Below are 20,486 nucleotides of genomic sequence, written 5' to 3'. Positions count from 1 at the left end.
CCGTCAGTCCGCCCGCGGCCGGACCAACCCCGACTCGTAAGCGATCACCACAAGCTGCGCCCGATCCCGGGCCCCCAGCTTGGCCATGGCCCGGTTCACGTGGGTCTTCACGGTCAGCGGACTGACCTCCAGCCGTTCCGCGATCTCGTCGTTGGAGTGGCCGCCGGCGACCTGCACCAGCACCTCCCGCTCCCGCCCGGTCAGCGCCGCGAGACGCTCCGCGCGGGCCGGGTCGCGGTCGCCGTCGCCCGCGTCGCCCTGGGCGAGGAAGCGGGCGATGAGGCCTTTGGTGGCCGTCGGGGAGAGCAGGGCCTCTCCCCCAGCGGCGATCCGGATCGCGCTGAGCAGTTCCTCCGGCTCGCTGCCCTTGCCCAGGAAGCCGGAGGCACCGGCCCGCAGCGCCTGCACCACGTAGTCGTCGACCTCGAACGTGGTCAGGATGACGACCCGGACATGTACCAGCCCGGGATCCGCGCTGATCAACCGAGTGGCCGCCAGCCCGTCCGTGCCCGGCATGCGGATGTCCATCAGCACGACGTCGGCCCGGTGCTGAGACGCCAGCCGCACGGCTTCCGCGCCGTCCGACGCCTCCCCCACCACCTCCATGTCCGGCTCGGAGTCGACGAGCACTCTGAAGGCGCTGCGCAGCAGTGCCTGGTCGTCGGCGAGCAGGACGCGGATGGTCATGCGGAGTCTCCCGGGGCGGCGGTGCCGGTCTTGATCGGCAGGATGGCATGGACGCGGAATCCACCGCCGTAGCGGGGGCCGGTGGTGAGGGTGCCGCGCAGGGCGGTGACCCGCTCGCGCATGCCGAGCAGGCCGTGGCCGCCGCCGGAGGGAGCGGGCACGTCCTCGCCGGGGCGGCCGTCGTCGAGGACGGTGACCTCGATGTTCGGGCCCACACGGACCACGCTGACCTCGGCCTTGGCGTCGGTGCCCGCGTGCTTCTGCACATTGGTGAGGGCTTCCTGGATGATGCGGTACGCGGCCAGGTCGACGGCGGCGGGCAGTTCGGTGCCCTGGTCGGCGCGGGCGACCTCGACCCGGAGACCGGCGTTGCGGAAGGTGTCGGCGAGGTCCTCGAGGCCGCTGAGGCCGGGGGCGGGTTCGGTGGGGGCCTTCGGGTCGCCGGACTGGCGGAGCAGGCCGACGGTGGCGCGGAGTTCGTTGAGGGCGGAGCGGCTGGCCTCGCGTACGTGGGCCAGGGCCTCCTTCGCCTGGTCGGGGCGCTTGTCCATGACGTGGGCGGCGACTCCGGCCTGGACGTTGACCAGGGCGATGTGGTGGGCGACGACGTCGTGCAGGTCGCGGGCGATGCGCAGGCGTTCCTCGGCGACCCGGCGGCGGGCCTCCTCCTCGCGGGTGCGTTCGGCGCGCTCGGCGCGCTCGCGGATGGCCTGGACGACCGCGCGGCGGCTGCGGACGGCGTCTCCGGCGGTGGCGCCGATGCCGGTCCAGGCGAAGATGGCGAGGTTCTCCTGGGCGTACCAGGGCAGGGGGCCGGCGAGCATGGCGGCGCCGGTCAGCACGGTCATGGTGAGCAGGCCCGCGCGCCAGGTGGTGGCGCGGTCGGTGGTCGAGGCGACGGTGTAGAGGGCGACCACGGCGGACATCGCGACCGGGGCGCGGGGGTCGCCGGTGACGCATTCGATCACGGAGACGGTGCCGGTGACGGCGAGGACCGTCTTGGGGGCGCTGCGGCGGAAGACGAGGGCCGCGGCGCCGATCGTGATGAGCAGCAGGCTGAACGCGGCGGGGCTGCGGACGCCCCAGGCGATGTCCTTCTCGTCCTGCGGGGTCACGAAGGACCCCACGACCATGCAGATCAGCACGCCCGCCGCCAGTGCCGCGTCCAGCGCTAGGGGGTGTGCCTGGAGGCGGCATCTGGCGCGGTCGAGGGTGCTCACACCGTGAACAGTACGGACAGTCCGGTCAGCCCGGAATCAGGCCGTCGTCGCTCAGCAGTTCCCGGACCTCCTCCAGCGTCGCGTCCGGTGACGGGAGGATGAGGTCGGAGGGGTCCAGGGAGTCGTCGGGGACGGGCTCGCCGAGGTCGCGGACCTTGGTGAGGAGGGCCTGGAGGGTGCGGCGGAAGCCGGGGCCGTCGCCGTTCTCCATCTCGGCCAGCAGCTCGTCGTCGAGCTTGTTCAGTTCGGTGAGGTGGCTGTCCGCCAGCCTCACCTGCCCCTCCCCCATGATCCGTACGATCATGTCGGCCATGTCGCCCTCCAGGCTGTGGCTCTGAGCGCTCGGGCTACTGCTTGTCGAAGCGCGGGGTGTCCTGCGGCTGCTGCTGGGACTGCGCCTGGGCGGTGCCGCCCTCGATCGCCTGCTGGGGCGCGCCTCCGGCCAGCTCGGCCTTCATGCGCTGGAGTTCCAGCTCTACATCCGTACCACCGGAGAGCCGGTCCAGCTCGGCCGCGATGTCGTCCTTGGCCATGCCGGTGGGGTCGTCCAGGGCGCCCGAGGCGAGGAGTTCGTCGATCGCGCCGGCCCGGGCCTGGAGCTGCTGCGTCTTGTCCTCGGCGCGCTGGATGGCCAGGCCGACGTCGCCCATCTCCTCGGAGATGCCGGAGAAGGCCTCGCCGATGCGGGTCTGCGCCTGGGCCGCGGTGTAGGTGGCCTTGATGGTCTCCTTCTTCGTACGGAAGGCATCGACCTTGGCCTGGAGCCGCTGGGCCGCGAGGGTGAGCTTCTCCTCCTCGCCCTGGAGGGTGGTGTGCTGCGTCTCCAGGTCCGTCACCTGCTGCTGGAGCGCGGCGCGGCGGGAGAGCGCCTCGCGGGCCAGGTCCTCGCGGCCGAGCGCGAGCGCCTTGCGGCCCTGGTCCTCCAGCTTGGTCGACTGCGACTGGAGCTGGTTGAGCTGGAGCTCGAGGCGCTTGCGGGAGGTGGCCACGTCGGCGACGCCGCGGCGGACCTTCTGGAGCAGCTCCAGCTGCTTCTGGTACGAGTAATCGAGGGTCTCGCGCGGGTCCTCGGCCCGGTCAAGGGCCTTGTTCGCCTTCGCGCGGAAGATCATCCCCATACGCTTCATGACACCGCTCATGGGCTTCGCGCGCCCCCTTCTGACGGACTCCAGCTCACAGATCCTGCGACAGAACCCACAGTACGGGCCCTGCATCCATTACCGCACTGTTCGGGGACGGATGCGCTCATCCCCAAGGACGACTGCCTACGGCTCCGCTCCGGCGTAGGGAGTAGGTGGCTCCCGGGGTGCCCCTGAGTGAACCGTCCGCGACGTCCCCTGTTGTCCCCCTAGAGACGAATGGTGTTGCCGGATCGTTCCCCACGGGGCTGGGGTCCATGCCCCGGCACCCCGTACCCTTGGGTTTTGTGTTCCGTAGCCGTGCCAAGGAAGAGAAGGCCCCCACCGACAAGGTGCCGGTGACCGACTCCAAGCAGACCCGTGACCCGCAGGCCCCCAAGGGCAGGCCCACGCCCAAGCGCAATGAGGCCCAGAGCCAGCGCCGCAGCGTCGCCAGCACTCCGACGAACCGCAAGGACGCCGCCAAGCGGCAGCGCGAGGAGCGCCGCGTCCAGATGGAGCGGCAGCGCCAGGCGCTGGCCAGCGGCGACGAGCGGTATCTGCCGACCCGTGACAAGGGCCCGGTTCGCCGGTTCGCGCGCGACTGGGTCGACTCTCGGTTCAACGTGGCGGAGTTCTTCCTGCCGCTGGCCGTGGTCATCCTGGTGCTGAGCGTGGTGCGGGTGCCGGCGCTCCAGACCATCGCGCTGCTGCTGTGGCTGATCGTGATCGTCCTGATCGTGCTGGACTCGATCCTCAGCGGCTTCCGGCTCAAGAAGCGGCTGGGCGAGCGCTTCCCGGACCAGAACCGCAAGGGCGCGGTGGCGTACGCTCTCATGCGCTCTCTTCAGATGCGTCGGCTCCGGCTGCCCAAGCCGCAGGTCAAGCGCGGAGAGCGGCCCTGAGCACGGACGCCTTCCAGAAGGGTGCGGCGGATGCCTGGCTGAGCAAGCTGGGCGGCTTGCGGGACGTCGTACGGCAGGAGCTGGTGGCCCGGCAACTCGACGAGCAGATAGCCGGGCGGTTCCCGGTCGGGCAGCGGCTGCGGGTGCTCGACGTGGGAATGGGCCAGGGCACGCAGGCGCTGCGGCTGGCCCGGGCCGGGCACCAGGTGACCGGCGTCGAGCAGGACACGACGATGATCTCGGCGGCGCGCGAGGCGCTCTCCGGTGAGCCCGAGGGAATCCGCGAGCGGATGCGGATCGTCCAGGGCGACGGGCGGGACACGGGGGTGCACTTCCTGCCGGGCGGTTTCGACGTGGTGCTGTGCCACGGGGTGCTGATGTACGTCGAGGAGCCCGATGCGCTGCTGGCCGGGCTGGCCCGGATGCTCGCTCCGGGCGGGCTGCTGTCGCTGCTGGTGCGCAACGGCGACGCGCTGGCCTTGCGGCCGGGGCTGTCCGGGGACTGGGCGGGCGCGCTGGCCGCGTTCGACACGACCTCCTATCGCAATCGGCTCGGCCTCGATGTCCGGGCGGACCGGCTCGGCACGCTGACGTCCACGCTCGCCGGGATCGGGGCGCCGCTGCACGCCTGGTACGGGGTGCGGGTCTTCACGGACACTGCGGCGGACGGCGCGGAGACCCCGGCCGACCTGGACACGTTGCTGGCCGCCGAGGAGCGGGCCGGGCGAACGGACCCGTACCGGGGGGTCGCGGCGCTGCTGCACCTGTGCGGGGTACGGGGCTGAGCGGGGACTGAGGAAGGCCGGCGGCACCCGGCGAGGCGGGCAGCGGACCCGGCGACGTCATCACCGGGCTGGGTGACACCGGCGTCGACGGTGAGCTTCACCCCCGACGGCGTCACACGGACCGTGCGCGGGACGTCGGGTGAGCAGTGAGGGGGCGGGCGAGGACCGTCCCGGCGCTCGCCACACCCCCCGGGGTGTTCAGGACTCGTCGGCGTGCAGGCTCATCGGGCCGTAGATCTCCGTGGTGTCCTCGAACAGCCGGACCTGGTCCGCGCCGCCCTCCAGCAGGGCCTTGTAGTGCTCTCCGACCCAGGACTCGGCATCCCCCTGCGTGGTGAACTCCTCGGGCTGGACCGCGGGCTGGACCTCCGTCCCGTCGGCCTTCTCGAACCGCCACGTCCAAGCCACCATGTACGCCTCCCTGGTGCGACCACGTGCAGAGCGAAAGCCGGATCTTGGTCCGGCTCCTGCACCGAGCCTAGAGCCTGTCCGGCGGATCATGCCCCAGTCGCGGGGCCTGGCACTCCCATCTGCCGCGTTGTCGTCGGTCGCCGACTCCCCCACGCTCGGCTCCGCTCGCGCGGAGGCATCCCCATGGCCCCGCTCACCAGCGCCGATGCGGCACCGCCCCTTTCCTGGGACCTGATCCGCCGGACAGGCCCCGGCCGGACGCGCAAGACCTGCGGCGACAAGCGAAAATCAAGTCCGTGGAACTGACTCTGCTCGGCACCGGTGCCCCCGCGGGACTGCCCCGCCCCGACTGTCCCTGTGCGGCCTGCGCCACCGCGCTCGGCCCGGACGCGCGGGCGGCCACCGCGGTGCTCGTCGACGGCACGCTGCTGCTCGATCTGACACCCGGCGCGGCGTTCGCGGCGGCCCGGGCCGGTCATTCGCTGGGCGGGGTACGGCAGGTGGTGCTGTCGCATCCGCACGACGGGCCGGCGGTCGAGGTGCCGGCCGGGCTGCCGCAGCCCGTTCGGGTGCCGGACGGACGGGAGTTGACGCTTCTGACGGGGCATCGGGTGCGGGCGCTGGCGATGGACGCGGGCGGCACCGGGTACGCGGTGACCGGGCCCGACGGTCAGCGGCTGCTGTATCTGCCGCCGGGCGGCGCGCCCGCCGGGCTGGAGAGCGGGGCGGCGCAGGGCGCGGCGTACGACATGGTGCTCACGGATGTCGTGGGGCGGCCGGACGCGCTGGCCAGGCTGCGGGCGGTGGGCGCGGTGGGGCCGACGACGGACGTCGTCGCCGTCCACCTCGACCACGACGTGTCGCCGGGGCCGGAATTGCGGCGACGGCTGGCGGCCGCGGGGGCGCGGGCGGTGCCGGACGGGACGACGCTGGTGGTGGGGGTGTACGAGCACGTGCCCGACGTGCCGCGGCGGACGCTGGTGCTGGGGGGTGCGCGGTCGGGCAAGTCGGTGGAGGCCGAGCGGCGGCTCGAAGCCTTCCCCGACGTGCTGTACGTGGCGACGGGCGGGGCGCGGAACGGGGACACGGAGTGGGCGGCGCGGGTGGCCGCGCACCGGGAGCGGCGGCCGGGTTCGTGGCGTACGACGGAGACGTGCGACCTCGTGCCGTTGCTCGCCGAGGACGGGCCGCCGCTGCTGATCGACTGTCTGTCGTTGTGGCTGACGGACGCGATGGACTCGGTCGGGGCGTGGGACGACGCGGAGTGGGCGTCCGGTGGGGAGCGGGCGTTGCGGGAGCGGGTGCGGGAGTTGGCTTCGGCGGTGCGGGCGGCTCGGCGGACCGTGGTCGCGGTGTCGAACGAGGTGGGGTCGGGGATCGTGCCGGCGACCTCCTCCGGGCGGCGGTACCGCGACGAGCTGGGGCGGCTGAACTCGGCGTTCGCGGCCGAGTGTGAACAGGTGCTGCTGGTGGTGGCGGGGCAGGCTGTGGTGTTGCGGGGGTAGGGCACCGGCCCTCGTCGGGGCCTACGGTCTGTCCTTGCGGGCGATGAGGCGGTAGGCGTTCGAGAAGCGGGTGCGGCGGAGGAGGGGGGCCAGGGCGCGGTCCAGGAGGGCTGCCGCGTCGGCCAGGGGGCTGGTGGCTCCCAGGAGCACCGCGCGGAGCACCTGTTGGAGTTCGCTCGGCGGGGTCGTTCGCCACGGGGCGTCCGGGGCCGGGAAGGCCTGGCTCAGGGCGAGGGCGACGGCGGCCGAGAGGTCGTACGGGATGTGCGGGGCCCTGCGGTCCGTCAGGAGGACCGTGCAGCCGCGGGACTCCAGTTCCGTACGGAGGTTGGCCAGGGGCATCAGATGGAGGCGGCGGGGCTGGCCCTGGGGCAGCCACCACTTGCCCAGGAGGACGCCGAAGACGCTGCGCGGGTCGACGGTCTCCAGCAGCAGGTGCCCGCCGGGGCGCAGCGCGGCGAGCGCGGCGTGGAGTTCGGCCCGGGGGTCGGGGGTGTGCTCCAGGTGGTGGAACATGCTGACGACGTCGTAGCGGGCGCGCAGGCGGGCGAGGACGCCGGGCGTGGTGAGGTGGCCCCGGTGGGCCTCCTCGACCCATCCGGCCCGGCGGGCCTCCTCGACGCGGAGGGTGGTGTCGACTCCGTCGAAGGAGGTGTACGGGAAGAGCTCCCGCGCCGTCCGCGGGAAGTGGGCGCGGCCGGTGCCGACGTCCAGCCAGCTCTCCGGTTCGGGTTGCAGCGCCAGGATCGCGCTCGCCGCGTGCCGGTGGCGCCGGTGGCCGGAGTGGGCGGCGAGGAGGCGTTCCGCGAAGTCCTCCAGGTGCCCGTCGTGGATGTCCCCGTGGTGGAAGGCGAGCCCCTCGGCCGTGAGCCGGGGGTTCTGGAAGGCGTGCCCGCAGTCCCGGCACTGGTCGAGGACGAACGTGCCCGGCTTGCGCTGGAGGAGGTCGGGGCTGCGCAGGCGGGTGCGCAGGCGTTTCGAGCGGCACCACGGGCAGTCGTCGCGGCGCGGCTCGGTGAACCGGTCGGTGCCCAGGGCCAGTTCGGCGGCGTACATGGCCCGGTGCCGTTCGATGGCGGCCAGGGTGGGTGGCGAGGGCTGCATGGACGGCTCCCTGTGCGACATTCCGCTGCAAAGCGGAACGTATGGGATGCCGATCTTGGGTGCAAAGACATCGTGGCTGTGTGGTGGTGATGTGGCGCGGAACTGTTCGATCGCTGCCGGTACTGTTCGGCGAATGAGCTCGCTTAATCTCGACGATTTCACCGATCTGATCGAGCGTCCGGACGGGGGCGTGCGCCGTGACGCCGAGGCCCACCGGGAGCGCCGGATCGTGCCGCCCGGTTCCCTGGGCCGCCTCGACGACCTGGGTGAGTGGCTGGCCGCCGCGCAGGGAGCCGTGCCGGTACGGCCGGTCGAACGGCCGCGGGTCGTGCTCTTCGCCGGTGACCACGGCATCGCGGAACTGGGCGTCTCGGCCCGCCCCGCGGGCACGGCCGATGAGCTGGTCCGGGCGGTCCTGGAGGGCGCCAGCCCGGCGGCGGTGCTCGCGCGCAGGCTGGGGGTGCCGGTGCGGGTGGTGGACATGGCGCTGGACTGCGAGCCGGAGTCACTGCCGGCGGAGGTCGTACGGCACCGGGTGCGGCGCGGCAGCGGACGCATCGACGTCGAGGACGCGCTGACCCTCGAAGAGGCCGAGGCGGCGTTCCGGGCGGGCGTCGCCGTGGCCGACGGGGAGGCCGACTCCGGTACGGATCTGGTGGCGCTCGGCGATGTGAGCGTCGGCGGGACCACGGCGGCCTCCGTGCTGGTGGCCGCGCTGTGCGGGACGGACGCGTCGGTGGTGACCGGGCGGGGCGGCCGGGCGATCGACGACCTGGCGTGGATGCGCAAGTGCGCCGCGATCCGGGACGCGCTGCGGCGGGCGCGGCCGGTGCTCGGCGATCAGTTGCAGCTGCTGGCGACCGTGGGCGGGGCCGACCTCGCGGCGATGACCGGGTTCCTGTTGCAGGCCGCGGTGCGCAAGCTGCCGGTGATCCTGGACGGGGTCGTGGCGTCCGCCTGTGCGCTGGTCGGGCAGCGGGTCGCGTTCCGGGCGCCGGACTGGTGGCTGGCCGGGCACGACAGCGGGGAGCCGGGTCAGGCCAAGGCACTGGACCGGATGGCCCTGGAGCCGCTGCTCGAGCAGGGGGTGACCGTCGGCGAGGGGGCCGGGGCGCTGCTCGCCCTGCCGCTGGTCCAGGCGGCGGCCGCGCTGGCGGCGGAGCTGCCCGAGCGGGAGCCGGAGGAGCCCGAGAAGCCCGAGGAGTCCGAGAAGCCCGAGGAGTCCGAGGGGCAGGAGCCCGCGGAGGCGGAGTAGCCGCAGAGAGGGCGGCGGCCGGCCGGGCACGACAGCGGGAGGCCGGGGCGCTGCTCGCCCTGCCGCTGGTCCAGGCGGCGGCCGCGCTGGCGGCGGAGCTGCCCGAGCGGGAGCCGGAGGAGCTCGAGGAGTCCGAGGAGTCCGAGCAGTCCGAGCAGTCCGAGGGGCAGGAAGCCCGCGGAGGCGGAGTAGCCGCAGAGAGGGCGGTCTGGCCGGAAAAGCGCGGTTCGCCGGAGCAGCGCCATATGATCCTCCCTTATGGGAGATGCCCGAATTGCCGCGGATCAGGAAGCCGCCGGGGACCGGACGGGTGGGGGCGGGCGGCGGTCGACCGGGGCGTCCCGGCGGGCCGCCGCCCTCGCCGTCTGGTACCTGCGCGCCGTCGCCTTCATCAACTTCCTGAGCGCCGTGTGGGTCTCCCTGGGCCAGGACGTGCGGCGCCACAACCAGGAGAACTTCTTCACGCCGTACCTGCTGACGGCCGGTTTCGCCTCGGGCGTGTTCACGACGTTCCTGGCCATCACCATGCGGCGCCGCAAGCGGGCCTCGTGGATCCTGAACCTGGTGCTCAGCGGCCTGTTCCTGGCCCTGCTCGCGTTCGCCATGACGTTCCCCGAGATCCAGCGGTACGCGCAGAACTGGATCTCCCTGGTCCTCACGGCCGCCTTCGTCGGCGCCCTGCTGCTGGGACGCCGGGAGTTCTACGCCAAGGGCGACCGCTCCAACCCCAGGCTCGCCGTCATGGTCGCCGTCGGGGGCGGGCTCGTCGCCTCGCTGCTGGCCGCGCTGCTGGTCACGGCCGCCAACCAGGCCCCGGACGCCGTGAGGTCGACGTTCCCGGAGCGCTGGCACTACGGGACGCTGCGGCTGATCTCGGTCGCCGCCGACGAGACGCGGTTCCCGGGGATCTCCTCCCCGAACTGGGCCAACGTCGCCATCAACGTGATGAGCACGGTGCTGGTCCTGGCCGTGTTCTACGCCGCGTTCCGCTCCCGGCGCGCCGTCGACCCGATCACCGAGGACGACGAGAAGCGGCTGCGGGCGCTGCTGGACAGACACGGCGAGCGGGACTCGCTCGGCTATTTCGCGCTGCGCCGGGAGAAGAGCGTCGTGTGGTCGCCGACCGGGAAGGCGGCGGTGGCCTACCGGGTGGTGGGCGGGGTGTCGCTGGCCTCCGGGGACCCCATCGGCGACTCGGAGGCGTGGCCGGGCGCGATCGCGCCGTGGCTGGCCCAGGCCCGGGAGCACGGCTGGATCCCGGCCGTGATGGGCACGAGCGAGGAGGCCGGCACCGTGTACGCGCGGCACGGGCTGGACGCGCTGGAGCTCGGTGACGAGGCGATCGTGGAGGTCGCCGAGTTCACGCTGGAGGGACGGGCCATGCGGACCGTCCGGCAGGCCTACAACCGGGTGAAGCGGGCCGGGTACGCGGTGCGCATCCGGCGGCACGCGGACATCCCGGCCGAGGAGATGGCGTACCTCGTGCAGCGGGCGGACGACTGGCGCGACGGGGCCACCGAGCGCGGGTTCAGCATGGCGCTGGGCCGGCTGGGGGACCCTCGGGACGGGCAGTGCGTGATGCTCGAGTGCACGGACGCGCGGGGCGACCTGCGGGCGCTGCTGTCCTTCGTGCCCTGGGGACCGCACGGGCTGTCCCTGGACCTCATGCGCCGCGACCGGGACTCCGACAACGGGCTGATGGAGTTCACGGTCATCGAGCTGCTGCGCCGGGCCGCCGAGATCGGGATCACGCAGGTTTCACTCAACTTCGCCATGTTCCGTTCCGTCTTCGAACGTGGCGCACGCCTCGGCGCCGGGCCGGTGCTGAGGCTGTGGCGGTCGCTGCTCAGCTTCTTCTCGCGCTGGTGGCAGATCGAGTCGCTGTACCGCGCCAACGCCAAGTACCGGCCCATCTGGGAGCCCAGGTTCCTGCTCTTCGAGAAGAGCGCGGACCTGCCGCGCATCGGCCTCGCGTCGGCGCGGGCGGAGGGGTTCCTGGGGGGCCTGTCGTCGGATTCCCGTCGTCCGCCCGAAGGGCGGGCCCCGCGGCGTCTGGTGCGTGCGATCGCAAGGCGCCGGAGCGCCCTCGATGGGGGTGCCCCCGCTCGAGCGAAGCCGAGAGTGGGGGAGGAGCCACGTGGGTGGTTCGGCAACGCGGCGAGCGCGCGTGCCAGGCGTCGCGGGGCAGGCGGGAATCCGACGACAGGCCCCGCGGCGTCGGGGCTGCCGAAGTGGCTGCACCGGCGGCACCTGGAGACGCACGGTTGACCTCCTCCTCGCCGTGAACGACGGGGATTCCTTCCCTTGCGGGTCGGGCTCTCTGCTTCGCAGCCCGCTGCCGCCTGGGGTTGCCGGCGAAGGGAGGGTGTGCCGCCCACGGTCTTGCACGAGCTCCACAGACCTGACTTCCCGCCGGCCCGGCGGTAGACCCGGCGGCTCGGTTGTCGCCGCCGGGCACGACACGCGTAGCGCAGCCCGGACGCAGAGCGACAAGCGATCCCCGGATCCGCTTCCTCCTCGGCCTGAAGACCCGGGGTTTCCACGCAAGGAGTTTCGATGAACACGCTCGTCCGCTGGGCCCGCACCGAATGGGGGCTGCTGTACGCCACTGTGCGGGAGCCGCTGCTGGAGCGGCGCCTGCGGGCGATCCCGATGACGGTCGGGGTGGTGTGTCTGACGGCGGTGGTGCAGGTCGTGCAGAACCAGTCCTGGGGCTATCGGCCGGTGCAGGCCCTGGGGGCCGTACGGGCCGCGGACCCCCTGTGGCTGGCGTTGCTGCGGACTCCGCTGTCCCTGTTCGTGCCGGCGCTGGACCTGCCGGTGTGGGGGGCGCTCGTACAGATCCTGTTCGTGTTCGGCATCGCCGAGATCTGCCTGGGCCGCCGGCAGACGCTGACCATCGCGTACGTGGCCACGCTCGCCGGCACCTGGTACGCGCGCGTCGGCATCGCCCTGGGCCCGCACCACCCGCTGGGCCTGCCGGGAACGGACGCCCAGGTCGTCGACACCGGCCCGTCGGCGGCCGTGGTGGGTCTCGCCGTGTATCTGGGCCGGCGGTACGGCGCCCACGTCACCGCGAGCGGCGTGGGCACCGCGATGCTGGCCGAGGTCCTGGTCAAGGAGAACCTCGCGGGAAAGGAACACCTGGCGGCGTTGGCGGGCGTGGCACTGCTGTGCGCGGCGGAGACCCTGCGGGAGCGTCAGCGCGGGCCGGTCACGCTCGACGGCGTCGGATCCGGTTTGCCGCCTATCCAGTCCTGAACCGCCAGGCGGGGCCGCAGCCACCGGCGATCATGGTGATAGGCCCGCAGCCAGGAGCGAGCGCGGGCGCGGTCGCGGTGGCGGTAGAAGCGGCGGGCCCAGTACGAGCCGGGCCGGGCCAGGCGCACCGCGCCGACCAGGGCGACGAGCGGGACGATCACGCCGAAGATCGCGGTGCGGAGCTTGCCCTTGGTCAGGGCGACCAGGGAGAGGACGAAGTCGCCGGCGACGGTGGAGATGACGGTGCCGCGGTCCTGGAGTTCGTCCCGGGAGAGGTCGTTCACGCCGAACGGGGAGAAACCGACGAGGACCAGGCCGACGAGGGCGGCGGTGAGGACGACGGCCTCGACGCTCTGGCGGCCCTCCTCGGTCCAGTAGACGTCGTGGAGGTGCAGGATCAGCGCGAACTCGTCCAGGACCAGCCCCGCGCCGATGCCGAAGACGACCGCGAAGAGGCCCCCGCCGAAGCCGTGCCGGTCGCTGGCGACGGCCCCGAAACCGCCGACGACCGTGAGGACGACGCCGGGCACCACGTGGTGGATGTGCAGCCCGCCCGCCCCCGTGACATTGCCGAACGGCCCCTTGCCCGCCCGGATCATACGGGTGATGACGCGGGTGATCACGAAGGTGAGGACGAAGGCGCCGAGGGCGAGGAGCAGCGGGAGTTTGCCCGGCTCGACGATGTTCCGCCACCACCAATGTCCCATATGCGTACTTTAATCTCGGTGTCCGTACGGGGCCGCCCGGCCGCCCGGTAACCTGCGCCGGTGCCCGAGCCCTCTGCGACCTCCTCCCCCGCCCCCTGGCCGGACGGCCTGCGCTTCGCCTTCGGCACCCTCACCGTCCTCCCGGTCCGGGTCACCCGCTGGGACCGGGAGGCGGCCCGTGGCGGCATGCTGTGCGCCCCGCTGGCCGGCCTGGTGGTCGGCGTGTGCGCGGCCACGCTCGGTGTGCTGCTGCTCCTCCTCGGCGCCGGCCCGCTGCTCGCCGCCGTCGCCACCGCCGCCGTGCCCGCCGCGCTGACCCGGGGCCTGCACCTCGACGGGCTGGCCGACACCGCGGACGGGCTGGGCAGCGGCAAGCCCGCCGAGGACGCGCTGCGGATCATGAAGCAGTCGGACATCGGGCCGTTCGGCGTGCTCACGCTGGTGCTCGTGCTCCTGGCCCAAGTGGCCGCGCTGGCCCAGGCGTACGGCGGCTCCTGGACCCGGGGCGCGCTCGCCGCCGTCGTCTCGGCGACGGCCGCCCGGCTGGCGCTCACCCTCGCCGCCCGCGACGGAGTACCGGCCGCCCGGCCGGAGGGGCTGGGGGCGGCGGTCGCCGGAGTGGTGCCCACGGGCGGCGCGCTGGCCGTCGCGGCCGGGGTGGTGGCGGCGGCCGGGGCAGGGGGCGCCTGCCTCGGCGCGTACGACACCGTCCGCGCCGCCCTCGCCGTGGTGGCCGCCGTGGCGGTCGCCGAATGCCTGCTGCGCCACTGCACGCGCCGCTTCGGCGGGGTCACCGGCGATGTGTTCGGGGGGCTCGCGGAGACCGCGGCTACGACGGCCCTCGTGGTCCTCAGCCTGGGCCGCTAGGGCCTGTCCGGCGGATCATGCCGCAGGTGCGGGGCTCGGCATGCCCTCCCATTCGCCCCGCTCACCAGCGCCGATGAGGCACCGCCCCTGTCCCGCGGCCTGATCCGCCGGACAGGCCGCGGCCCGCGGAGTGCGAGCCGATCGCCCGCCGGAAGGCGATGAGGGGACGGCCACAGGAATGAGCGGACGCGATGACGCGCGTAGGCTCGTCCCGGGTGTTCGCCGACGGGGTGAAGGCCCCGGTAGCAGCGCGCCACCAGGCCGGATCTAGGGTGGTCGCTTCCCGGGCCCGGTCGACCCACCCGCATCGGCCAGAGAAACCTCACATCGGAAGCGAGAATTCACCACCGTGACTGCTCTCACTCTCAGCACCGCCGCGGCGCCCGGCCTCCGGGCCGACGCGATCGTGATCGGTGTCGCCAAGGGCGCCAAAGGCCCCGTCGTCGCGCCGGGCGCCGAGGCCGTGGACAAGGCGTACGACGGCAGGCTCGCCGGCGTCCTGGAGACCCTCGGCGCCTCGGGTGCCGAGGGCGAGCTGACGAAGCTGCCCGCCCCGGCCGGCTTCAAGACGCCGCTCGTCGTGGCGGTGGGCCTGGGGGCGGAGCCGGTCAAGGACGCCTGGTACGACGCCGAGGCGCTGCGCCGGGCCGCCGGCGTGGCCGCCCGCGCCCTCGGCGGAGCCAAGAAGGCCGCCTTCGCACTGCCCGTCGGCGACAGCGGCGACGTCGGCGCGATCGCGGAGGGCGTGCTGCTCGGCGCGTACTCCTTCGACTCGTACAAGGAGAACGGCAAGGACGACCGCTCCGCGAAGGCGAAGAACGGCAAGGGCCCGCTCGCCGAGGCCGCGCTGCTCGGCGCCAAGCCGCGGGACGCGGCCCACAAGGGTGCCGTGGCGCGTGCCGCCGCCGTCGCCGAGGAGCTCAACCGGGCCCGTGACCTGATCAACATGCCGCCGAACGACCTGACCCCCCAGGCGTTCGCCCAGGTCGCGCAGACCGCGGCCAAGGAGCACGGCCTCAAGGTGCAGGTGCTCGACGAGAAGGCCCTGGCCAGGGGCGGCTACGGCGGCATCCTGGGCGTCGGCGGCGGCTCGGCGGCGACGCCCCGCCTGGTGAAGCTGTCGTACACGAACTCGAAGGCGAAGAAGCACCTGGCCCTCGTCGGCAAGGGCATCACCTACGACTCGGGCGGCATCTCGCTCAAGCCCGCCGGTCACAACGAGACGATGAAGTGCGACATGAGCGGTGCCGCCGCCGTGTTCGCCGCCGTCGTCGCCGCCGCCCGGCTAGGCCTGGAGGTCAACGTCACCGGCTGGCTGGCGCTCGCCGAGAACATGCCGTCGGGCACCGCGGTCCGCCCCGGAGACGTGCTGCGCATGTACAGCGGCAAGACCGTCGAGGTCCTCAACACCGACGCCGAGGGCCGCCTGGTCCTCGCCGACGCGCTGTGGGCGGCCTCGCTGGAGAAGCCGGACGCGATCGTCGACGTGGCGACGCTGACCGGTGCGATGGTGCTGGCGCTGGGCAGCCGCACCTTCGGTGTCATGGCCAACGACGACGCGTTCCGCACGGCGATCGTCGAGGCCTCCGAGGAGGTCGGCGAGGCGTCCTGGCCGATGCCGCTGCCGGAGCACCTGCGCAAGGGCATGGACTCCCCCACCGCCGACATCGCCAACATGGGCGAGCGGATGGGCGGCGGCCTGGTCGCCGGTCTCTTCCTGCGCGAGTTCGTCGGCGACGGCATCACCTGGGCCCACCTCGACATCGCCGGCCCGGCCTTCAACGAGCAGGGCCCCTTCGGCTACACGCCCAAGGGCGGCACGGGCTCGGGTGTGCGGACGCTGGTGCGGCTTGCCGAGCTGACGGCTGCCGGCGATCTGGGCTGAGTTCGCCTCGGAGTTCGGTTCCGTCCGTCCGTTCGACGGCGGCTGCCGGGGCGTGGGGACTGATCACGCGGTCCCCACGCCCCCGTGCACATCTGAACGTGGGACGTCTCACACACCGGCCCCGCGTCTCGAACTCAAGCGACAAGTGCGAAGATGGGGCACGGCAGGACAGGGCCCCCACCACAGGGCCGAAGAAAGAGCGGCCGGACACCAGCCGCCGCCCGGTCGACGCAGACCGGCGTACGGCGCACATGCATGGAGGACGTGACGTGGCGAACGACGCCAGCACCGTTTTCGACCTAGTGATCCTCGGCGGTGGTAGTGGCGGTTACGCCGCGGCCCTGCGCGGGGCGCAGCTGGGCCTGGACGTCGCCCTGATCGAGAAGGACAAGGTCGGCGGCACCTGCCTGCACCGGGGTTGCATCCCCACCAAGGCCCTGCTGCACGCGGGCGAGATCGCCGACCAGGCCCGCGAGAGCGAGCAGTTCGGCGTCAAGGCCACCTTCGAGGGCATCGACGTCCCCGCCGTCCACAAGTACAAGGACGGTGTCATCTCCGGCCTGTACAAGGGACTCCAGGGTCTGATCGCCTCCCGCAAGGTGACCTACATCGAGGGTGAGGGCCGCCTGTCCTCCCCGACCTCCGTCGACGTGGGCGGCCAGCGCGTCCAGGGCCGTCACGTCCTGCTGGCGACCGGCTCCGTGCCGAAGTCGCTGCCGGGCCTGGAGATCGACGGCGACCGGATCATCTCCTCCGACCACGCCCTCGTCCTGGACCGCGTGCCCAAGTCCGCGATCATCCTGGGCGGCGGTGTCATCGGCGTCGAGTTCGCCTCGGCGTGGAAGTCCTTCGGCTCGGACGTCACGGTCATCGAGGGCCTGAAGCACCTCGTCCCGGTCGAGGACGAGAACTCCTCCAAGCTTCTTGAGCGCGCCTTCCGCAAGCGCGGCATCAAGTTCAACCTCGGCACCTTCTTCCAGAAGGCCGAGTACACCCAGGACGGCGTCAAGGTCACCCTCGCCGACGGCAAGGAGTTCGAGGCGGAGGTCCTCCTCGTCGCCGTCGGCCGCGGCCCGGTCTCGCAGGGCCTGGGTTACGAGGAGCAGGGCGTCGCGATGGACCGCGGTTACGTCCTGGTCGACGAGTACATGCGGACGAACGTCCCGACCATCTCCGCCGTCGGTGACCTGGTCCCCACGCTCCAGCTCGCGCACGTCGGCTTCGCCGAGGGCATCCTGGTGGCGGAGCGTCTGGCCGGTCTGAAGGCCGTCCCGATCGACTACGACGGTGTCCCGCGGGTGACGTACTGCCACCCGGAGGTCGCCTCCGTCGGTATCACCGAGGCCAAGGCCAAGGAGATCTACGGTGCGGACAAGGTCGTCGCTCTGAAGTACAACCTGGCGGGCAACGGCAAGAGCAAGATCCTGAACACCTCGGGCGAGATCAAGCTCGTCCAGGTGAAGGACGGCGCGGTGGTCGGCGTCCACATGGTCGGCGACCGCATGGGCGAGCAGGTCGGCGAGGCCCAGCTGATCTACAACTGGGAGGCGCTGCCGGCCGAGGTCGCCCAGCTCATCCACGCCCACCCGACGCAGAACGAGGCGCTCGGCGAGGCCCACCTGGCCCTCGCGGGCAAGCCCCTGCACTCGCACGACTGACCCCTCGGTCGACGAAGCGACGACACAGACTTCCGCAACTCGTAAGGAGCAACCGAAACCATGGCGGTTTCCGTAACCCTTCCGGCGCTCGGCGAGAGCGTCACCGAGGGCACTGTCACCCGCTGGCTGAAGGCCGAGGGTGAACGCGTCGAGGCCGACGAGCCGCTGCTCGAGGTCTCGACCGACAAGGTCGACACCGAGATCCCCTCGCCCGCCGCCGGTGTGCTGGCCTCCATCAAGGTCGCCGAGGACGAGACCGTCGAGGTGGGCGCCGAGCTGGCCGTCATCGACGACGGCACCGGTGCCCCCGCGGCCGCCCCGGCCCCCGCCGCCGAGGCCGCCCCGGCCGCCGCCCCGGCGCCGACCCCCACGGCCGCCCCGGCCGCCCAGACCCCGGCCGCCCCCTCCACGGAGCAGGCCGCCCCCGCCCCGGCCCCGACCGCCGAGGCCGCCGCCGGTGCCTCGGGCGCGCAGGGCACGGACGTGGTCCTGCCCGCGCTCGGTGAGTCCGTCACCGAGGGCACCGTCACCCGCTGGCTGAAGGAGGTCGGCGAGTCCGTCGAGGCCGACGAGCCGCTGCTCGAGGTCTCCACGGACAAGGTCGACACCGAGATCCCGGCGCCCACCTCCGGTGTGCTGCTGGAGATCGTGGTCGGCGAGGACGAGACCGCCGAGGTCGGCGCCAAGCTCGCCGTCATCGGCGCCCCGGGTGCCGCCCCGGCCGCCGCTCCGGCCCCGGCCGCCCCGGCTCCGGCGCCCGCCGCCGAGGCCCCGGCCCCGGCTCCCGCCCCGGCAGCCCCCGCTGCTCCGGCGCCCGCGCCCGCTCCGGCCCCGCAGGCGCCCACGGTTCCGGCCCCGCAGCAGGTGACCACCCCGGCCCCCGAGCCGGTACCGTCCGCTCCGGCTCCCGCCCCGGCCCCGGTCACGCCGGCCACCGCGCCGACCTCCCCGACCGCCACCCAGGCGACCGACGAGGGCGCGTACGTCACCCCGCTGGTGCGCAAGCTCGCCGCCGAGAACGGCGTCGACCTGTCCACCGTCAAGGGCACCGGCGTCGGCGGCCGCATCCGCAAGCAGGACGTCATCGCCGCCGCCGAGGCCGCGAAGGCCGCCGCCGCTGCCCCGGCTCCGGCCGCGGCCGCCGCTCCGGCCAAGAAGGCCCCGGCGCTCGAGGTCTCCCCGCTGCGCGGCCAGACCGTCAAGATGCCCCGCATCCGCAAGGTCATCGGCGACAACATGGTCAAGGCGCTGCACGAGCAGGCCCAGCTGTCGTCGGTCGTCGAGGTCGACGTCACCCGCCTGATGCGTCTGCGCGCCCAGGCCAAGGACTCCTTCGCCGCGCGCGAGGGCGTCAAGCTCTCCCCGATGCCGTTCTTCGTGAAGGCGGCGGCCCAGGCGCTGAAGGCCCACCCGGTCATCAACGCCAAGATCAACGAGGCCGAGGGCACGATCACCTACTTCGACTCCGAGAACGTCGGGATCGCGGTGGACTCCGAGAAGGGCCTGATGACCCCGGTCATCAAGCACGCGGGCGACCTCAACATCGCCGGTATCGCCAAGGCCACGGCCGAGCTCGCGGGCAAGGTCCGGGCCAACAAGATCACCCCGGACGAGCTGTCCGGCGCGACCTTCACCATCTCCAACACCGGTTCGCGCGGCGCCCTGTTCGACACGATCATCGTGCCGCCGGGCCAGGTCGCGATCCTCGGCATCGGTGCCACGGTCAAGCGTCCGGCCGTCATCGAGACCGAGGAGGGCACGGTCATCGGCGTCCGCGACATGACCTACCTGACCCTCTCCTACGACCACCGCCTGGTGGACGGCGCCGACGCGGCCCGTTACCTGACGGCGGTCAAGGCGATCCTGGAGGCGGGCGAGTTCGAGGTCGAGCTGGGCCTCTGAGTCTCCTGATCAGGCAGCACGGCACCCCGTCCGGACTTTCCGGGCGGGGTGTTCGTGTTTGTCGGGGTGCTCACCGTGTAAGGCTCGTCTCACCTGCGCATAAGCACCCCCATGCGCCCTGCTCACGTAGCGAACCGGCCGTATTGTCTAATCGTCGAAGCCCCCGGGGGCCGCAGGGCGGCCCCTTCCTAAGGAGCCCCCCATGACCGCGCCCGTCGTCCACTCGCTGCGCGAGCAGATCCGCGAGCACATCGTGGAGGGAATCGTCAGCGGGCGCTGGCAGCCGGGCGAGCGCATCGTGGAGCGGCGGATCGCCACCGAGCTGGAGGTGAGCCAGACCCCGGTCCGGGAGGCCCTCCGCGAGCTGGAGTCCCTGCGCCTGATCGAGTCCGCGCCGAACAAGGGCGTACGGGTGCGGAACCTGACGGCGGCCGACCTGGAGGAGAGCTACCCGGTGCGGGCCGGCCTGGAGGCCATCGCGGCGGAACTGGCGGCCGACCGCCTCGCGGAGGACTGCTCGGCCCTGGAGCCGCACGTGCTGGCCCTGTACGAGGCCGACCGCGACGCCGACGGCACGGGCCAGGTACGGCACACGGTGGCCTTCCACCGCGAGCTGGTCCGCGCGGCCGGCAACTCGGTGCTGCTCCACACCTGGGAGGGCCTGGGCATCGAGGTCTTCACGGCCCTGTCCATCCGCTGGCTGGGCACGGTCCAGCAGTCGTACGCGGAGGAGCACGAGGAGCTGGTGCAGGCCTTCAAGCGCCGGGATCCGCGTATCGCGGAGCTGGTGAAGGCCCACGTCCTGGGCTGCGCGCCGCGCGCCTGACCTTCCTCCGCACCACGAAGCACTCCCCTCTCAAACGCCCCGCCGCCCCGTCCCATCGCGGAACCGGCAAAGGCCCACGCCTCGCACTGCGCGCCGCGCGCCTGACCTCCCCCCGCACCACGAAGCACTCCCTCTCAAACGCCCCGCCGCCCCGCGCCACAACCCCCGCATCGCGGAACCGGCAAAGGCCCAGGCCTCGGACTGCGCGCCGCGCGCCTGACCGCTGCCGAACAGCAGAGCGCTCCCCCGCTCAAACGCCGCCCGACCTGCGAAAACTCCGCCCGGCCACGACACTCGGTGCCCCTGCCGGAGGCACCCCGTGCCGACTTTCTCGTAATCAAGAGGTTTTGCCCCTCAACCCTTTGATCGATCATCGATCAGGGAGTTAAA

Annotated in this window: 18 protein-coding genes; 11 read left to right on the top strand and 7 right to left on the bottom strand. The window is 72.8% G+C overall.

Annotation, left to right across the window (positions count from 1 at the left end):
- Positions 1-3: 3 nt before the first annotated feature.
- The 4 genes from ACWGJM_RS31615 to ACWGJM_RS31600 are packed head-to-tail and all read right to left on the bottom strand — an operon-like array spanning position 4 to position 3,046.
- Positions 4-687 carry a response regulator gene (locus ACWGJM_RS31615; RefSeq protein ID WP_453415160.1) on the bottom strand — a complete coding sequence of 228 codons (684 nt, stop codon included), beginning with the start codon at positions 685-687 and terminating at the stop codon, positions 4-6.
- Positions 684-1,907, bottom strand: coding sequence for a sensor histidine kinase (locus tag ACWGJM_RS31610; protein ID WP_453415159.1), 1,224 nt, complete (start codon positions 1,905-1,907; stop codon positions 684-686). Before ACWGJM_RS31610 ends, ACWGJM_RS31615 begins: the two co-directional genes overlap by 4 nt.
- A gap of 25 nt (positions 1,908-1,932) precedes the next feature.
- Complete coding sequence (gene pspAA, locus ACWGJM_RS31605; protein WP_453415225.1) at positions 1,933-2,211, bottom strand: PspA-associated protein PspAA; 279 nt, start codon at positions 2,209-2,211, stop codon at positions 1,933-1,935.
- A gap of 43 nt (positions 2,212-2,254) precedes the next feature.
- Positions 2,255-3,046, bottom strand: a complete 792-nt coding sequence (locus ACWGJM_RS31600; protein WP_453415158.1) for a PspA/IM30 family protein — start codon at positions 3,044-3,046, stop codon at positions 2,255-2,257.
- A gap of 257 nt (positions 3,047-3,303) precedes the next feature.
- On the opposite strand from ACWGJM_RS31600, the gene ACWGJM_RS31595 reads away from it, so the two are divergent.
- Positions 3,304-3,930: a DUF3043 domain-containing protein gene (locus ACWGJM_RS31595; protein ID WP_453415157.1), complete on the top strand. Its 627-nt coding sequence runs from the start codon at positions 3,304-3,306 to the stop codon at positions 3,928-3,930.
- A gap of 83 nt (positions 3,931-4,013) precedes the next feature.
- The gene (locus ACWGJM_RS31590; RefSeq protein WP_453415224.1) at positions 4,014-4,715 is read left to right on the top strand and encodes a class I SAM-dependent methyltransferase; all 702 of its coding nucleotides are present in this window, start codon (positions 4,014-4,016) and stop codon (positions 4,713-4,715) included.
- A gap of 198 nt (positions 4,716-4,913) precedes the next feature.
- On the opposite strand, the gene ACWGJM_RS31585 is transcribed toward ACWGJM_RS31590, so the two are convergent.
- Entirely contained in the window at positions 4,914-5,126 is a 213-nt protein-coding gene (locus tag ACWGJM_RS31585; protein ID WP_390735102.1) for a hypothetical protein, read from the bottom strand.
- Between the two features lie 296 nt (positions 5,127-5,422).
- On the opposite strand from ACWGJM_RS31585, the gene ACWGJM_RS31580 reads away from it, so the two are divergent.
- Positions 5,423-6,631, top strand: a complete 1,209-nt coding sequence (locus ACWGJM_RS31580; RefSeq protein WP_453415156.1) for a bifunctional adenosylcobinamide kinase/adenosylcobinamide-phosphate guanylyltransferase — start codon at positions 5,423-5,425, stop codon at positions 6,629-6,631.
- A 21-nt stretch (positions 6,632-6,652) separates the two neighbouring features.
- On the opposite strand, the gene ACWGJM_RS31575 is transcribed toward ACWGJM_RS31580, so the two are convergent.
- Positions 6,653-7,735: a class I SAM-dependent methyltransferase gene (locus ACWGJM_RS31575; protein WP_453415155.1), complete on the bottom strand. Its 1,083-nt coding sequence runs from the start codon at positions 7,733-7,735 to the stop codon at positions 6,653-6,655.
- Positions 7,736-7,868: 133 nt separating this feature from the next.
- Here ACWGJM_RS31575 and cobT point away from each other — a divergent pair, with 133 nt between their 5' ends.
- From cobT to ACWGJM_RS31560, 3 genes are all read left to right on the top strand, one after another.
- On the top strand, positions 7,869-8,990 hold the full coding sequence (cobT, locus tag ACWGJM_RS31570; protein WP_453415154.1) for a nicotinate-nucleotide--dimethylbenzimidazole phosphoribosyltransferase: 1,122 nt from the start codon (positions 7,869-7,871) through the stop codon (positions 8,988-8,990).
- Positions 8,991-9,248: 258 nt separating this feature from the next.
- Positions 9,249-11,258 (top strand): phosphatidylglycerol lysyltransferase domain-containing protein, encoded by a 2,010-nt coding sequence (locus ACWGJM_RS31565; protein ID WP_453415153.1) that lies wholly within the window; start codon positions 9,249-9,251, stop codon positions 11,256-11,258.
- 288 nt (positions 11,259-11,546) lie between these two features.
- A complete protein-coding gene (locus ACWGJM_RS31560) occupies positions 11,547-12,251 on the top strand; it encodes a hypothetical protein (protein WP_453415152.1) in 705 nt (234 codons plus the stop codon).
- On the opposite strand, the gene ACWGJM_RS31555 is transcribed toward ACWGJM_RS31560, so the two are convergent.
- A complete protein-coding gene (locus ACWGJM_RS31555) occupies positions 12,191-12,958 on the bottom strand; it encodes a hypothetical protein (RefSeq protein ID WP_453415151.1) in 768 nt (255 codons plus the stop codon). The genes ACWGJM_RS31560 and ACWGJM_RS31555 overlap by 61 nt on opposite strands.
- A 60-nt stretch (positions 12,959-13,018) precedes the next feature.
- Here ACWGJM_RS31555 and ACWGJM_RS31550 point away from each other — a divergent pair, with 60 nt between their 5' ends.
- The 5 genes from ACWGJM_RS31550 (at position 13,019) to ACWGJM_RS31530 (ending at position 20,096) form a co-directional block, all read left to right on the top strand.
- Positions 13,019-13,825: an adenosylcobinamide-GDP ribazoletransferase gene (locus tag ACWGJM_RS31550; RefSeq protein ID WP_453415150.1), complete on the top strand. Its 807-nt coding sequence runs from the start codon at positions 13,019-13,021 to the stop codon at positions 13,823-13,825.
- Between the two features lie 349 nt (positions 13,826-14,174).
- Positions 14,175-15,710 carry a leucyl aminopeptidase gene (locus ACWGJM_RS31545; protein ID WP_453415149.1) on the top strand — a complete coding sequence of 512 codons (1,536 nt, stop codon included), beginning with the start codon at positions 14,175-14,177 and terminating at the stop codon, positions 15,708-15,710.
- A 269-nt stretch (positions 15,711-15,979) separates the two neighbouring features.
- On the top strand, positions 15,980-17,368 hold the full coding sequence (lpdA, locus tag ACWGJM_RS31540) for a dihydrolipoyl dehydrogenase (RefSeq protein ID WP_453415148.1): 1,389 nt from the start codon (positions 15,980-15,982) through the stop codon (positions 17,366-17,368).
- A gap of 60 nt (positions 17,369-17,428) precedes the next feature.
- Positions 17,429-19,270 (top strand): 2-oxoglutarate dehydrogenase, E2 component, dihydrolipoamide succinyltransferase, encoded by a 1,842-nt coding sequence (gene sucB / locus ACWGJM_RS31535; RefSeq protein WP_453415147.1) that lies wholly within the window; start codon positions 17,429-17,431, stop codon positions 19,268-19,270.
- A gap of 202 nt (positions 19,271-19,472) precedes the next feature.
- A complete protein-coding gene (locus ACWGJM_RS31530; RefSeq protein ID WP_361810200.1) occupies positions 19,473-20,096 on the top strand; it encodes a GntR family transcriptional regulator in 624 nt (207 codons plus the stop codon).
- The last annotated feature ends 390 nt before the right edge of the window (positions 20,097-20,486 follow it).

It is taken from the genome of Streptomyces sp. NPDC054834, from assembly GCF_053611185.1.
This window is presented reverse-complemented; position numbering and strand designations above follow the sequence as displayed.